Annotated in this window: 13 protein-coding genes; 9 read left to right on the forward strand and 4 right to left on the reverse strand. The window is 71.7% G+C overall.

Features of this window, described 5'->3' with window-relative positions; translation table 11 throughout:
• Positions 1–22 precede the first annotated feature (22 nt).
• From ACL00U_RS12735 to ACL00U_RS12745, 3 genes are read left to right on the forward strand one after another with little or no spacing between them, the layout of a single operon-like run.
• A complete protein-coding gene (locus ACL00U_RS12735; RefSeq protein WP_042538274.1) occupies positions 23–1,099 on the forward strand; it encodes a LolA family protein in 1,077 nt (358 codons plus the stop codon).
• Positions 1,096–2,073 (forward strand): ABC transporter ATP-binding protein, encoded by a 978-nt coding sequence (locus ACL00U_RS12740; protein ID WP_017888448.1) that lies wholly within the window; start codon positions 1,096–1,098, stop codon positions 2,071–2,073. The genes ACL00U_RS12735 and ACL00U_RS12740 overlap by 4 nt, the downstream gene beginning before the upstream one ends.
• Positions 2,060–2,920, forward strand: coding sequence for an ABC transporter permease (locus ACL00U_RS12745; RefSeq protein ID WP_017888447.1), 861 nt, complete (start codon positions 2,060–2,062; stop codon positions 2,918–2,920). Before ACL00U_RS12740 ends, ACL00U_RS12745 begins: the two co-directional genes overlap by 14 nt.
• A gap of 52 nt (positions 2,921–2,972) precedes the next feature.
• On the opposite strand, the gene ACL00U_RS12750 is transcribed toward ACL00U_RS12745, so the two are convergent.
• Positions 2,973–4,034, reverse strand: a complete 1,062-nt coding sequence (locus tag ACL00U_RS12750; protein WP_081612354.1) for an NADP-dependent oxidoreductase — start codon at positions 4,032–4,034, stop codon at positions 2,973–2,975.
• Between the two features lie 198 nt (positions 4,035–4,232).
• Complete coding sequence (locus ACL00U_RS12755; protein WP_042538276.1) at positions 4,233–5,159, reverse strand: metallophosphoesterase; 927 nt, start codon at positions 5,157–5,159, stop codon at positions 4,233–4,235.
• 226 nt (positions 5,160–5,385) lie between these two features.
• On the opposite strand from ACL00U_RS12755, the gene ACL00U_RS12760 reads away from it, so the two are divergent.
• Both ACL00U_RS12760 and ACL00U_RS12765 read left to right on the forward strand, forming a co-directional pair.
• On the forward strand, positions 5,386–6,579 hold the full coding sequence (locus ACL00U_RS12760) for an alpha-hydroxy acid oxidase (protein ID WP_042538277.1): 1,194 nt from the start codon (positions 5,386–5,388) through the stop codon (positions 6,577–6,579).
• 282 nt (positions 6,580–6,861) lie between these two features.
• Positions 6,862–7,824 carry a glycoside hydrolase family 16 protein gene (locus tag ACL00U_RS12765; protein WP_228499926.1) on the forward strand — a complete coding sequence of 321 codons (963 nt, stop codon included), beginning with the start codon at positions 6,862–6,864 and terminating at the stop codon, positions 7,822–7,824.
• Positions 7,825–7,939: 115 nt separating this feature from the next.
• Here the strand turns inward: ACL00U_RS12765 and ACL00U_RS12770 are convergent, their stop codons facing one another.
• Entirely contained in the window at positions 7,940–8,302 is a 363-nt protein-coding gene (locus tag ACL00U_RS12770; protein WP_071251986.1) for a hypothetical protein, read from the reverse strand.
• A 167-nt stretch (positions 8,303–8,469) separates the two neighbouring features.
• Between ACL00U_RS12770 and ACL00U_RS12775 the strand changes: the two genes are divergently transcribed.
• The 3 genes from ACL00U_RS12775 (at position 8,470) to ACL00U_RS12785 (ending at position 11,741) form a co-directional block, all read left to right on the forward strand.
• The gene (locus ACL00U_RS12775) at positions 8,470–10,011 is read left to right on the forward strand and encodes an MFS transporter (RefSeq protein ID WP_308202496.1); all 1,542 of its coding nucleotides are present in this window, start codon (positions 8,470–8,472) and stop codon (positions 10,009–10,011) included.
• On the forward strand, positions 10,004–10,984 hold the full coding sequence (locus ACL00U_RS12780) for an alpha/beta hydrolase (RefSeq protein WP_017888441.1): 981 nt from the start codon (positions 10,004–10,006) through the stop codon (positions 10,982–10,984). The genes ACL00U_RS12775 and ACL00U_RS12780 overlap by 8 nt, the downstream gene beginning before the upstream one ends.
• 214 nt (positions 10,985–11,198) lie before the next feature.
• The gene (locus tag ACL00U_RS12785; protein ID WP_052481708.1) at positions 11,199–11,741 is read left to right on the forward strand and encodes a sigma-70 family RNA polymerase sigma factor; all 543 of its coding nucleotides are present in this window, start codon (positions 11,199–11,201) and stop codon (positions 11,739–11,741) included.
• A gap of 146 nt (positions 11,742–11,887) precedes the next feature.
• Here ACL00U_RS12785 and ACL00U_RS12790 read toward each other — a convergent pair whose 3' ends face one another.
• Positions 11,888–12,982, reverse strand: coding sequence for an SGNH/GDSL hydrolase family protein (locus ACL00U_RS12790; protein WP_412873464.1), 1,095 nt, complete (start codon positions 12,980–12,982; stop codon positions 11,888–11,890).
• A gap of 199 nt (positions 12,983–13,181) precedes the next feature.
• On the opposite strand from ACL00U_RS12790, the gene ACL00U_RS12795 reads away from it, so the two are divergent.
• Positions 13,182–13,766 carry an SGNH/GDSL hydrolase family protein gene (locus ACL00U_RS12795; RefSeq protein WP_162243012.1) on the forward strand — a complete coding sequence of 195 codons (585 nt, stop codon included), beginning with the start codon at positions 13,182–13,184 and terminating at the stop codon, positions 13,764–13,766.
• Positions 13,767–13,792 lie beyond the last annotated feature (26 nt).

A 13,792-nucleotide genomic window follows, 5' to 3' on the forward strand; every position in this document is an offset into this window, starting at 1 on the left:
AATGCTCCACGAGGGGAACCCGATGAAGAAGTCAGCCTGGCTGCCAGCCGTCATCGCACCGGTCGTCGTCGCCGGCGCCGTGGCCGCGCCGATGATCGCGAACGCCGCGAACGACCCGATCGCGGGGACGAACCCCACTGCGGCGGCCGTCATCGCCAGCATCGCGAAGTCGTCGGATGCCCAGTACTCGGGCAAGCTCTCGCAGACGAGCGCGCTCGGGCTCCCCGAACTGCCCACCGGGTCCGGCGGCTCCTCGGTGGAAGGCGACGCCTCCGACGTGCTCGGACTCCTCACCGCGTCGCACACCGCCCGTGTCTACGTCGACGGCCCCGACAAGCAGCGCGTCCAGCTGACGCAGCAGCTCGCCGAGCAGGACGTCGTCCACAACGGCTCCGACGTCTGGACCTGGGACTCGAAGGAGCGCACCGCCACGCACGTGACGCTGCCGAGCGACACCGCGAAGGACCCGCAGGACGGCACGACGACCCCGGCCGACATCGCGGAGCAGGCCATCGACGCCATCACCCCGACCACCACCGTGTCGAAGCCGACCCAGGTCAGCGTCGCCGGCCACGACGCCTGGCAGATCACCCTGACCCCGAAGTCGTCCGACACCCTCGTCGGAGCCGTCCGGTTGGCCGTCGACCAGCAGACCGGGCTCCCGCTCCGTGCGAGCGTCCAGGCCGCCGGCGCGGACGAGCCCGCGGTGCAGGTCGGGTTCACCAGCCTCGACTACGGCGCCCCGGCAGCCCGGCTCTTCGACTTCACCCCGCCGTCGAACGCGAAGGTGACGGAGAAGGACCTGTCCGACGCCGGCACCCACACGAAGGGCGAGCACGGCGACCGCCGTGGCACCCCGAGCGGTGACGAGCCGACCTTCACGGGCACGGGCTGGGGCACCATCGCCGAGCTCCCCACGGGCACCGCCGACCAGTCCGGGCTCGACGGAGACGCCTCGGGCCTGCTCGACCAGCTGACGAAGCCCGTCGACGGCGGCCGCGCGGTGCAGACGTCGCTCGTGTCGGTCTACCTGACCGACGACGGCCGCGTCTTCGCGGGCGCCGTGCCGGTGGCTTCCCTGGTCGACGCCGCGAAGTGAGCACGGCCGACCACCAGGTGAGCACGGCCGGGCCGGCGCCCGACCTGGCGATCCGCACCACGGGCCTCCAGAAGGTGTTCCGCAAGCAGCGCGCGGTCGACGGCATCGACCTGGCGGTGCCGCGCGGCGCGGTGTTCGGGTTCCTCGGGCCGAACGGTTCCGGCAAGACCACCACCATCCGGATGCTGCTCGGTCTGTCGAGCGCGAGCGGCGGCACCATCGAACTGCTCGGTGAACCGATGCCGAAGGCGCTGCACGACGTCCTGCCCCGCGTCGGCGCGCTCGTCGAGGGGCCGGCCTTCTACCCGTACCTGTCCGGTCGGGCGAACCTGCAGCGCTTCGACGCGGCCGACCCCACGTCGGACCCGCGCACCCGCAAGGCCCGCGTCGCCGGTGCACTCGACCGTGTCGGGCTGACCCACGCGGCCGACAAGAAGGCGCACGCGTACTCCCTCGGCATGAAGCAGCGGCTCGGCCTGGCGAACGCCCTGCTGTCGCCGCGTGACCTGCTGGTGCTCGACGAGCCGACCAACGGCCTCGACCCGCAGGGCACGCGCGAGGTCCGCAACCTGATCCGGTCCCTGGCCGACGACGGCACGACGGTGTTCGTGTCGAGCCACCTGCTGGCCGAGATCGAACAGGTCTGCACGCACGCGGCCGTCATGCGGACGGGCAAGATCGTCGCGCAGGGCCCCCTCGACGAGCTGCGCGCAGCCGGCGCCCGGACCGTGACCGTGCGGACGCCCGACGTCGGCCAGGCCGGCACCGTCCTCACGCGGCTCGGGCTGACTCCTCGGCACGACGGCGGGGCCGACGTGCTCGTGGCCGACCTGCCGAACGGGCTGCTGCCCGAGACCATCACCGCCGAACTCGTGCGCGCCGACGTCCGGGTCCGTGGCCTTGACGTCGGCGGTGGCACCCTCGAGGACCTGTTCGTCGCACTCACCGGAGAGGGATTCGATGTCGCAGCCTGACGTGGCCGTGCGGGAGGTGCCCGTCCGCCGTCGGCAGCGCACGTTCGCACTGCTCGGTTCGGAGCTCGCGCTGGTGTTCCGGCGACGCCGCACCTGGGCGATGCTCGGGGCGCTGGCACTCGTGCCGATCCTGATCGCGGTCGCCGTGCGGCTGACCACCGACGGCGACGACGGCGGGCCGGCGTTCCTCGGCGACATCACCAACAACGGGCTGTTCGTGGCGTTCACCGCGCTGACCGTGTCGATCCCGCTGTTCCTGCCGCTCACCGTGGGTGTGGTGGCCGGGGACACCGTCGCGGGCGAGGCCAGCCACGGCACGATCCGCTACCTGCTCGTCGCACCGACCGGCCGGGTGCGGTTCGTCCTGGTGAAGTTCGTCGGCGCCGTCGCGTTCTGCCTGGCCGCCACGCTGCTCGTCGTGCTGGTCGGCGCCGCGATCGGTGCCGTGCTGTTCCCGATCGGGCCGGTCACGCTGTTGTCCGGCACGCAGGTCGACGGCTGGTCGTACGCCGGCCGGGCCCTGCTGCTCGCGCTGTACGTCGCGATGTCGATGCTCGGGCTCGTGGCGATCGGCATGTTCGCCTCGACCCTGACGAACGTGCCGGTCGGGGCGATGGCGGCGACGGTCGTGCTCGCCGGGGCGTCGCAGGTGCTCGACCAGCTCCCCCAGCTCGACTGGCTGCACCCGTACCTGTTCTCGCACCAGTGGCTCGGCTTCGGCGACCTGCTGCGCGACCCGATCTCGTTCGACTCGTTCGGGTCGAACGCGGTGCTGCAGCTCGGGTACGTCGTGGTGTTCGGAGCGCTGGCGTACAGCCGGTTCGCCTCGAAGGACATCCTGAGCTGACGCGGACGGGGCCCGGCACGAAGGTGCCGGGCCCCGTCAACGCTCAGCTCGCTCAGCTCGCGGGCGAGGCCGATCCGCCGGCCATCGTCTCCGTGTCGGTCCCCCGCGCGTCGGCGTACCGGTCGCGCAGGTCACGCGCCTTCTCGGAGCGGTACCAGTCGAGCCGCGCCCCGGTCTCCACGGTCTGCATCCCGATGACGACCTTGCCGCGGGACTTCATCTCGGCCAGGTCCTCGTACGCCTCGACGATGTACTCGAACGGGTAGAAGCCCGAGATCAGGACCTGCACGCGACGGTCCTGCACGGCCTTCGCCAGCAGGGTCAGCAGCTCGCGGGTCTCCTCGTCCTCGGCGGGCGCGCGGAGGAACCGGACCTCGATGTCCCGGCGTTCCTCGGACGACACGAACCGCTCCTGCCCGACGCCGAGGCGCTCGGCCAGCAGCTCGGCGTTGCTCTCGCCGTGGTTGTCGATGAACGCGGTGATGGGCCGTCCGTCGGCGATGTCGCGGATGCGGTCCTCCTCGCCCTCGCCGTACGCGACGGGCAGCGTCCCGATCTGTCGCAGGTAGTCGTGGTTGCGCGGGCTGCCCAGGGCGATCACGGTCGCGCCGGCGTCGTGCGCCAACTGGCACTCGATGTGCCCGACGCCACCCGCCGCGGCCGAGATGACGACGGTGTCCTGCGGTCCGAGCCGCAGCGACCGGACGATCGACACCGCCGTGCAGCCCGCCAGGTACAGGCCGCCGGCGACCTCCCACCCGACGTGCTCCGGCTTCTTGATGACGGCGCCGCGCGGCACCGCGATCCAGGTGGCGTGGGCGCCGCCGGTCGGCGCGTGTCCCATCACCTCGTCGCCGATGCGGAGGTCCTTCACGCCGTCGCCCCGCGCGCGCACGATGCCGGCGAAGTCGACACCCTGGTGCGCGGGGAACTCGAGGTCGACGTGGTCGCGGAGCTTCCCCTCGCGCAGGAACCGCTCGATGTGGTTCAGGCCCGCGGCCACGATCTCGACGACGATCTCGCCCGGACCTGCCGTGGGCTTCTCCTGGGGGACGAGCTCGACGACGTCGAAGTCTCCGTACCGGTCGTACTGCACTGCACTGCCGACTCGCATGGGTGCTCCTTCGCTCAGGTGTGCGTCCGTGCTACTCGGTGTTCCCGCATGCAACCCGAAGACGCGGGGTACCACGGCTGTGGACGCGACCAGACGACGGCCGGGAGGCCCGTGGCGGCCCCGCCACGGGCCTCCCGTCCGTCCTGACGCGCGTGCACCGCACGCAACGACCGGGCGCGGCGCCCGCTGGCGCTCGGATCAGTGCTTGCCGGCGGCCGCGATGACGGACCGGACCGTCTCGGCGTCGAGGTGGAAGGCCCGCGGGTCGGCGTCGCCGCGCGGCACGCGGACCGGTGTGGACCAGACCGAGCCGTCCGCGGCGACGTCGACGACGAGTGCGCCGCTGTCGACGACGGCGGACTCTTCGTCGTAGGGGCCGACGACGTCGGTGTCGTTCGCGACGCCGGGGGCGACGAGGACCGGGACGCCGGCGAGCGACCCGGCGAAGTGGTGGTGGTAGTGGCCGCCGAGGACGACGCGGACGTCGGAACCGCGGATGACGTCGGCGAGCGCCTCGGGGTTCTGCAGGCGGAGTGCCTCGTGCAGCTCGGTCGGGGCGGGCAGCGGTGGGTGGTGCAGCACGACGACGGTGCCGTGCGGGGCGTCGGTTGCGCCGTCCGCGTCGGCGAGGGCCGTGCGCAGGTGCTCGAGCGCCGTGTCGCTGAGCTCGCCGTACCCGGCACCCGGCACACTCGTGTCGACGGTCACGATCCGGCGACCGGCGACGACCGACTGCCCGGAGACCGGGACCGTCGGCGGCAGGTACTCCATGGTGTGCACGAGCGCCGCGCCGCCCTCGCCCAGGACGTGCCCGTTGGTCAGGACCTGACGGAAGCCCTCGCGCAGGTCGTGGTTGCCGGGCACCGCGACGAGGGCTGCACCGTGCCGTTGCGCCCAGCCGCCGACGCGGTCCCGCACGGTGGCGTAGGACTCGGGACTGCCGTCCTCGGAGACGTCGCCGGAGACCACCACCAGCCCGATGCCGGGGACGTCGTCGACGTGGGCGAGCAGCCGTTCGAGCGCGACCGTGGTGTCGACCGCGCCCTGGTGCAGGGCCCCGTCGCCGGTCAGGTGGGTGTCGGAGAGGTGGAGGATGCGGAGGGTCCCGGCTGCTGGCGGCTGCATGCGTCCACGGTAGCCACGGCCCCCGTCAGTCCGGTGCGGCGGCCACGGCAGATCGTCCCGGCCCTCGATCGATCCGGAGACGTAGGATGTCTGCATGACCTCGACGGACGACCAGCACCGGATCGACCCCGCCACCGGGGCACCGGCACCCGCGACCGGACCTGCGTCCGCCGCTCGCACGCGGGTCAAGCGGCAGCTGCCGACGGTGCGGGACCTCGCGCCGCTCATGCAGTTCAAGAAGCCGTCGCTGCCGGGTCGGCGTCAGCGCCTCGAACAGGCCTTGACGATCTGGGACCTGCGGGACATCGCCGCCCGCCGTACCCCGAAGGCCGCGTTCGACTACACCGAGGGCGCGGCCGAGGCGGAGATCTCGCTCGCCCGTGCGCGGCAGGCGTTCGAGGACATCGAGTTCACCCCGGCGATCCTGCGGGACGTGTCGAAGGTGGACACCTCGCGTCAGGTGCTCGGGGCGCCGGTGTCGTACCCGTTCGGCATCGCGCCGACGGGCTTCACGCGGATGATGCAGACCGAGGGCGAGCGGGCCGGAGCCCGGGCGGCCGGGCGAGCGGGCATCCCGTTCTCGCTGTCCACGATGGGCACCACCGCGATCGAGGACGTCCGCGACGCCAACCCGCACGGCCGCAACTGGTTCCAGCTGTACATGTGGAAGGACCGCGAGAAGTCGATGGCGCTGGTCTCCCGCGCCCAGCAGGCCGGGTTCGACACGCTCCTGGTCACCGTGGACGTCCCCGTCGCGGGTGCGCGGCTGCGGGACAAGCGGAACGGGTTCTCGATCCCGCCGCAGTTGAGCGCTCGGACCGTGGTGAACGCCATCCCGCGGCCGTGGTGGTGGTTCGACTTCCTGACCACCGAGCCGCTGGCGTTCGCGTCGCTCGACCGCTGGTCCGGCACCGTCGGGGAGCTGCTCGACCACATGTTCGACCCGACGGTCACCTACGAGGACCTCGCCTGGATCCGCGACCAGTGGCAGGGCAAGGTCGTCGTCAAGGGCGTGCAGTCCCTGGCGGACGCGAAGCGCCTCGCCGACCTGGGGGTCGACGGGATCACGCTGTCGAACCACGGCGGTCGGCAGCTCGACCGGGCACCGGTGCCGTTCCACCTGCTGCCCTCCGTGGTCAAGGAGGTCGGCAACGACACCGAGGTGCACCTCGACACGGGCATCATGTCCGGCGCCGACATCGTCGCCGCCGTGGCCCTCGGCGCGACGTTCACGATGGTCGGCCGTGCCTACCTGTACGGGCTGATGGCCGGCGGCGAGGCCGGGGTGGACCGGATGATCCAGATCCTGTCCGAGCAGATCGAGCGGACCATGCGGCTGCTCGGGGTGGCCTCGCTCGACGAGCTCGAGCCGGGACACGTGACGCAGCTGCAGCGCCTGCAGCCGATCCCCCGGGCCTGATCGCGCGTTCGACTGCGGCCACCGGATGTTCGTCGGTCGATTTCCGTGACACCCCCCGAACGGGTCACAGATGATGCAAGATGTGCGTGGACGCGTCAACGAAACCCTCGGCACCCGGCCGGCTGCTGCGTCCGTCCCTCCCCGCATCCTGCGCCCGAGCATCCACGAGGAGCCCGACATCTCGACCCGAAGCACGTGCACGCCGCCGCGCGGCACGACCCCACGACACCCGTCCACTCCCAGGTCCACGACCGCCTCTGCGGCCACCGACGGGCGCACCCGATGATCCGCCACCGCGCGATCCTGGCGGCCGCGACCGCCGGCGCCCTGGTCCTCGGCGTCCCGACCGCCGCTTCCGCCCGCACCTGGTGGGGCTGGGACGGGGAGCGCCACCGGCACCACGCCCCGGTGGACCCTACCCCGACACCGGTCCCGGACGAGACGGAGCCCACGGCCCCCACCGACGAGTGGACCCCGGAGGCGGAGCCCACGCAGGACTCCGCGCCGGTCGAGGACACCGCGCCCGTCGTCGAACCCGAACCCGCGCCCGCGCCCGCGCCCGATGCGGAACCCGGAGTGGACGCTGCCCCGGACGCCGATGCCTCCCCCGCAGATCTGTCCGCACTCGCGCCCGACGCCCCGTTCGTCGAGGACTTCACCACGAACGCCGTCACCGGCCTGGTCCAGTCGCTCTACCCGCAGTCGTGGCACCCGTACCCCGACGGCACCTCGGGCATCTACGCGCCGAGCAAGACCGTCTCGGTCCACGACGGCGTGATGGACGTCGCCCTCGGCACCGGTGCCGGAGCGGCCGGCACCTTCGGTTCCTCCGACGGCGCCTGGGACCACGTCGGCGGCTCGTTCTCGGTGCGCGCGAAGGCGACCGGCGGCGACGGCAACGGCGCGGCCTTCATGCTGTGGCCGACGTCGAACGTGTGGTCCGACGGCGAGATCGACTTCCCCGAGGGCAACTTCGAGGACAGCCCCTCGGCGTTCCACCACTCGATGACCCCGGGCAAGGAGTCCGACCGGGTCCAGGTCGGCACCGGTGTCTCGTGGCGCGAGTGGCACACGTACAAGGTCGACTGGGTGCCCGGTGAATCCGTGACCTACAGCGTCGACGGCACGGTCCTCGACACCGTCACGGACGACGTGCCGACCACCCCGCACCGCTTCATGTTCCAGGTCGGCAACTGGGGCGAGCAGGGCAACCTGCTCATCGACTGGGTCTCGACGACCGAGTAGCGTCCGCAGGCCGCACCACGACGGACGGGAGGCCCGGTGCCAGCTGGCACCGGGCCTCCCGTCCGTCTGCGTGGTCGCGTCTGCTTGCCGCAGCGCGCCCGGCGGAGCCTGTGGGCTAGGGCTTCTCGTCGACGAGGGCGATGAAACGGCTGCCGATGCCCTCGACCTCGCGCCGCGTCAGTCCGGCGGTGGGCTCGGGCGCCTGGTACGGGGCGTGGTAGTCGCACATCAAGTAGTCCCACTCGGGCCACCACTTCTTCGGACGTGCCTCTTCGTCGAAGCCGCAGACCACGCACTCCAGACGGGCCCAGACCTTCTTGGTGCCGGTGCGGTTGGCGCGGGACTGCACGAGCCAGGCGGGCGGGTCCTGCTCGATCGCGTCGAGCTCCGCTTCGCTCAGGCGCGACGGGATGCCGTGGCGGGTCGCCATCTCGAGGGGGATGTCGAGCCGGACGGCGGCTTCGCGGCGGGAGAGCATCCGTCCAGGGTAGGTCCTGCGGCGACCGCTCCCGCGCGCGGACTTCCGTCGACCGGTCGGTCCGTGTATGGTCTGGATCACTGAGGTAAAAGGCGCCGCGATCTGCGACGCACCAGCACGCGGCATCGAACGAGTCGCCACTTCTTCCCTCGAAGGAGTGCGCCATCGTGTCCCCCAGTTCCCCTCGCAGCCCCGGGCACGTGCCCGCCGGTGGCCTGTCTCCTCGTCTGCGCGACGCATGGATCGCCCTCGCCGGACTGTCGGCGGTGTTCCTGTTCGAGATGCTCGACAACTCCGTGCTCAACGTCGCCCTGCCCACGATCGGTCGCGACCTGGGCTCGTCGACGACGGGCCTGCAGTGGGTCTCGGGTGCCTACTCGGTCGCCTTCGGCGGGCTGATGCTCCTGTTCGGCGCCGTCGCCGACCGCATCGGTCGCCGCCGGGTCATGCTCGCCGGGCTCGTCCTGCTGGCCCTGGCGAGCCTCGCCACGGCGGTGGTCACGTCGACCGAGCAACTGATCGCCGTGCGGGTCGCGATGGGCGTCGCTGCGGCGATGACGACGCCCGGGTCGATGGCGCTGGCGTTCCGGCTCTTCGACGACGAAGGGCTCCGGGTCCGGGCGCTCACCGTCATCTCGACGGCTGGACTCGTGGGTCTGGCCATCGGGCCGACCGTCGGCGGGTTCGTGCTCGCCGTCGCGCCGTGGCAGGTGCTGCTGCTGGCCGACGTGCCGATCGCGGTCCTCGCGCTCGTCGGGATCCGGTTCGGTGTCGTCCGCGACGATGCTGCAGGGCTCCGCCGCGACCCGGTCGACGTGATCGGGGCACTGCTCGGCACCGCGACGACCGCAGGGGCGCTCGTGACGCCGACGATCCTGGTCGAGTCCGGAGCCGCTGACTGGTCGGGGTGGGCCGCCCTCGCCCTGACCGTCGCCTGCGCGGTGGGGTTCGTCGTCCGGGAGCGGACCGCCCGGCACCCGCTGATCGACCTGCACCTGCTCGCTCGACCACTGGTCTCGAGCGGACTGGCGTTCAAGGCCGCGTCGGGTCTCGCCGTCGCGGGGCTGTCGTACCTCGTGACCCTGCAGCTGCAGTTCGCCTGGGGCTGGCCGCCGGCCCTGGCCGCGGTCGGAACGCTGCCGCAGGTGGTCGTGCTGCTCGTGGGAGGCCGCTTCGTCGGACCGATCGTGCAGCGGGTCGGCCTGGGCCGTGCCGCCTGGACGAGCGCCGTCTCGGTCGTCGCAGGCCTCGTGGTCTTCGGCACCCTAAGCCGGTACGGGTACCCGTGGGTGCTCGTCGCGCTCGTGCTCGTCGCTGCTGGCATGCGCGTGGTGGGCGTCGTCGCCGGCGCCTCCGTCCTCACCGGTCTCCCCGCGGACCGCACGTCGGTCGGGGCCGCGCTCGTCGACACCTCGAGCGAGCTCGCGAGCGGTGTTGCGGTCGCCACGGCGGGGACGATCGTCGCAGCCTTCGTCGCCGGGAGCATCACCACGACCACCTGGACCGCCGCCCGGCTCGAGGGGTTCCAGGACGCTCTCACCATCGCCGGTCTCGGCCTCGCCGTGATCGCAGCCCTGCTCGTCGTGGCCGGCATGCTCCGAGCCCGGACGAGCGACGTCCGGGAAGGCACGATCCGCGCCGACCCTGCCGCCCCCACCCCCGCACACACCGACCAGACCACCATCACCGAGGAGCCCTCACGTGTCTGACACCATCGCCCTCCCCCGCCCGCCGTTCGATCCTGAGTTCGTCCCCTTCCTCACCGCCATGGACGCGCGCGGCCGCTTCCACCTCACGACCCAGATGCTGCCGCAGATGCGACAGCTGGACATGACCGAAGCGCAGCTCGACGAAGGACTGCGTGCTCGCGGCCTCGAGCGCCGCAGCGTCACGGTCCCGGGGCACCGCGGCGACCCGATCGACCTCGCCGTGATCCAGCGCACCGGCCGCACCGGCACGGCCGCCCTGGCCTACGCGATCCACGGCGGCGGCATGATGTTCGGCCACCACCTCGGCAACCTCGACTCCTACGACGAGTGGCTGCTCGTGCACGACGTCGTCCTGGTCAGCCCCGACTACCGCCTGGCTCCGGAGCACCCGGACCCCTACCCGGTCGAGGACTGCTACGCCGGACTCGTCTGGGCTGCCGAGCACGCCGACGAACTCGGCATCGACCCGGAGCGCATCGTCCTCGTCGGGCAGAGCGCCGGTGCCGGTCTCGCCGCAGGCACGGCCCTCCTCGCCCGCGACCGACAGGGGCCGACCGTGATCGGCCAGGTGCTCGTGAGTCCCATGCTCGACGACCGCGACGCGACCCTGTCGGCTCGGCAGTTCGACGGTGTCGGGGTCGCCGACCGGGAGATGACACGGTTCGGCTGGGACGCCTACCTCGGTGACCGGCGGGGTGGCGAGGACGTGTCGATCTACGCCGCCCCCGGCCGCGCGAGGGACCTCGCCGGGCTCCCGCCCGCGTACGTCGACTGCGGCAGCACCGAGGTGTTCCGCGACGAGACCGTCGCCTACGCCAGCGCGCTCTGGGCCGCTGGTGTCCAGGCGGAACTGCACGTCTGGCCGGGAGCGTTCCACGGGTCGACCAGCATGATGCCGGAGGCAACCCTGTCGCAGCGTGCGACCCGGGCCCTGCGCGAGTTCACCGGAGGCCTCCTCGGCCAGTCCGCCTGAGCGCGGGCAGTCCGAGGCCCGGAAGCCCACACGGAACCTGACGGGAGGCACGGTGCCAGCTGGCACCGTGCCTCCCGTCTCGGCCGTCACCCCCGCGCCCCCGCGCCCCACGATCAGATCACCCACGGCGCTTCGTCGCCTGCTCGCACGCCCCGAAAGGGGGGAGACGGATCCGTCCAGAACGATCTACGTTGAAGCAACGCAAGGGGGCAACATGTGTCGAACACACAGTGCCGATCAGTCCGAACCCGCCGCCTTCATCGCTGCGTACCAGCAGCACGCTCCGGGACTGCGACGGTTCGTGGGGACGGTCATCGTCGACCGACACCTCGCGGAGGACGTCGTGCACGAAGCGTTCCTCGAGTTCTGGCAGCACCCGGATCGGTACGATCCGGACCGAGCCGATCTGCAGTCGTGGTTGCGCACCGTGGCGCATCGTCGGGCGATCGACCGGATCCGCAGTCTCGAAGCCCTGCGGAAACGCGAGCTCCGCATCGGCACTCGTGACCACCACAGCGTCGACCGCGACGACGACCAGCGCGACGCGTTGTTCCTCCGCCCCACCCTGCGCATCGCTCTGGCTGACCTCTCGGACAAACAGCGGGACGCTGTGGTGTTGCGGTACTTCGGCGAACGGAGCACCGCAGAAGTCGCCAGTCAGCTCGGCATCACCGTCGGGACGGCCAAGACCCGTGTCCGCGACGGCCTGAGCGCTCTTCGAGCGCACCGACTGATCGCTGCCACGCGGGCGGCCTGAAGACCGACCGCCACCCGTGCTGACGGTCAGGAGGGCACGGAAGCTGCATCCAGCAGACGGACGGGAGGCCCGGTGCCAGCTGGCACCGTTCCTCCCGTCCGTCTCGTGGTCGCGTCAGCGACGCGACCAGATCCGCCGTCGGAGTGTCAGCGCGATCCGACGATCGCGGCCTTGGTCTGGTCACGCAGGTACGCGATGCCGGCAGCGTTCGGGTGGAGTGCGCCGAACAGGATGGAGTACTTCGTCCCGGCCAGCGGGGTGCTGTCCGCAGCGGTACCGCGATCGGTCAGGGTGAGTCCCGACATCCATGCCGAGCCCGACGCAGCGCAGGGGGTGTGCGCAGCAGAGCCCTGGAGCGTCGAGACGTAGGTGAACCCACGAGCCTTCGCCGCAGCCTTGACCGCTCCGTCGAGCGCGTTCTGGGTGCGGTGGAAGTAAGCGGTGTCGGTCGGGGTGAAGGGGAACGCGTTCTGCGGGAACGGCGGCTCGAGTCCGGAGTCACCGAGGAGGCTCGAGAAGCATCCCTTCGGGGCCTGCGCCGTGCCGGGCGCGAGCATCGGGTAGCCGACGACGAACACCTTCGCCTGCGGCGCGCGCTGCGCGATCACGCGGAACGTCTGCGCGAGCCGAGGTGCCACGACGGTGCGGACGCGCGCTGCGAGACGGTCCCGCTCGACCCCGTGCACGACCGGTGCGTAGTAGTCCTTGCAGTGGTTGTAGGTCTTCCCGTGGATCTCCGCGAACACCGGGCCGGCCTTGTCCAGCGCGACGCAGTTCGCGATGACTCCGGCGAACCCCAGGTCGTTCCCGCCGATCGACACCGTGACGACGTCCGTGTCCTTGGACAGCGCATCGGCCTGGACGGGCGCAGTGGCGCTTCCGGCTCCGGTCTTCTGCGCGACCCGGGAGATGTTGCCGGTGGTGGCACCGGCGCAGGCGCGGTCGTCGAGCTGGAGTCCCAGCGACGCTGCGACCTGGTGCGGGTAGTCGGTGGTGGACTGGAAGCAGCCGGCCGCCGGACCCGAGCTGTAGGGGGCGACGCCGAAGCCGCCCGCGTACGAGTCGCCGAGGGCCACGTAGTTCCCACCGCTGGCGGCGGCCACGGACTGGGTGTGCGCCGTACCGTCGGCGTTGGCCGCGGAGACGGGCCCGGCTGCCCCGACAGCGAGCGCTGCCGCCGTGAGGACACCGCTGGTGATCAGCAGCGCGTTGGTCCGGCGGAGGCGAGGAGCGTGACGCATGGAGCAGGTTCCTTCCAGAGGGCCTATTCGACAGACGATCGTCTGACAAGTAGACGGTAGGTCGGTACGACGCCCCGCGCCATGAGAGGACGACCAGGGGGCTATTCGCGCAGGGCACGCACGACCCTCGGTGGACGTCCGGGCCTGCATCGGTGTCACGTTTCCGCGTGGCGTCGACGCTGCGCTCTACGCTGCAGTCGTGCCGACAGTCGCGTTCTACGGAGACTCCATCGTCACGGGGTGGCGCGGGATCAGCAGGACGGAGAACCGGTGGTCGACGATCGTCGCGAAGCGTCTCGGGTGGGGTGCGCTGCACTTCGCGATCGACGGTGTCGGCTTCGTGCGACGTCGCGGGATCGACCGATCGGACGACGGAGCGACGCTCGGGCTGCTCTCCGATGTCCTGGCCTCCGGCGCGGACGCGTGTGTCGTCGCGCTCGGCGTGAACGACTCGGTGATCGTTCTCGGTCGGGAGGACGACGTGCGCGCGGCGATCGCCCGGGACCTGGAAGCTCTCCACGGGCGATTCCCCAGCGGTCGGCTCGCGGTTCTGGACCTGTACTCGCCGTACGGGACGGACTACCCGCCGGGGTGGCGGGCGGTCAGGAGGATCCTGGACGAGGAGACCCGACGAGTGGGTCTCTCGCTCGTTCCCGGGCTCGCCACGGCGATCAACCGCAGCCCCGCGCTGCTCTGCTCCGATGGCGTGCACCCGAACGACCACGGCCACGCCGCCCTCGCCGCAGCGGTCGAGCCGCAACTGCATTCCGTGCTCTCGACGTGACGAGCGCGCGGGCTGCCGTCGTGGAG

Origin of the sequence: Curtobacterium poinsettiae (assembly GCF_047226435.1) — a bacterium.
GTDB lineage: Bacteria > Actinomycetota > Actinomycetes > Actinomycetales > Microbacteriaceae > Curtobacterium > Curtobacterium poinsettiae.

Coding starts and splice junctions, on each gene's coding strand:
- ACL00U_RS12765 (WP_228499926.1), top strand. CDS start 6,862: ATGATCCGCCACCGCGCGATCCTGGCGGCCGCGACCGCCGGCGCCCTG.
- ACL00U_RS12770 (WP_071251986.1), bottom strand. CDS start 8,302: ATGCTCTCCCGCCGCGAAGCCGCCGTCCGGCTCGACATCCCCCTCGAG.
- ACL00U_RS12760 (WP_042538277.1), top strand. CDS start 5,386: ATGCAGTTCAAGAAGCCGTCGCTGCCGGGTCGGCGTCAGCGCCTCGAA.
- ACL00U_RS12755 (WP_042538276.1), bottom strand. CDS start 5,159: ATGCAGCCGCCAGCAGCCGGGACCCTCCGCATCCTCCACCTCTCCGAC.
- ACL00U_RS12790 (WP_412873464.1), bottom strand. CDS start 12,982: ATGCGTCACGCTCCTCGCCTCCGCCGGACCAACGCGCTGCTGATCACC.
- ACL00U_RS12735 (WP_042538274.1), top strand. CDS start 23: ATGAAGAAGTCAGCCTGGCTGCCAGCCGTCATCGCACCGGTCGTCGTC.
- ACL00U_RS12745 (WP_017888447.1), top strand. CDS start 2,060: ATGTCGCAGCCTGACGTGGCCGTGCGGGAGGTGCCCGTCCGCCGTCGG.
- ACL00U_RS12750 (WP_081612354.1), bottom strand. CDS start 4,034: ATGCGAGTCGGCAGTGCAGTGCAGTACGACCGGTACGGAGACTTCGAC.
- ACL00U_RS12785 (WP_052481708.1), top strand. CDS start 11,199: ATGTGTCGAACACACAGTGCCGATCAGTCCGAACCCGCCGCCTTCATC.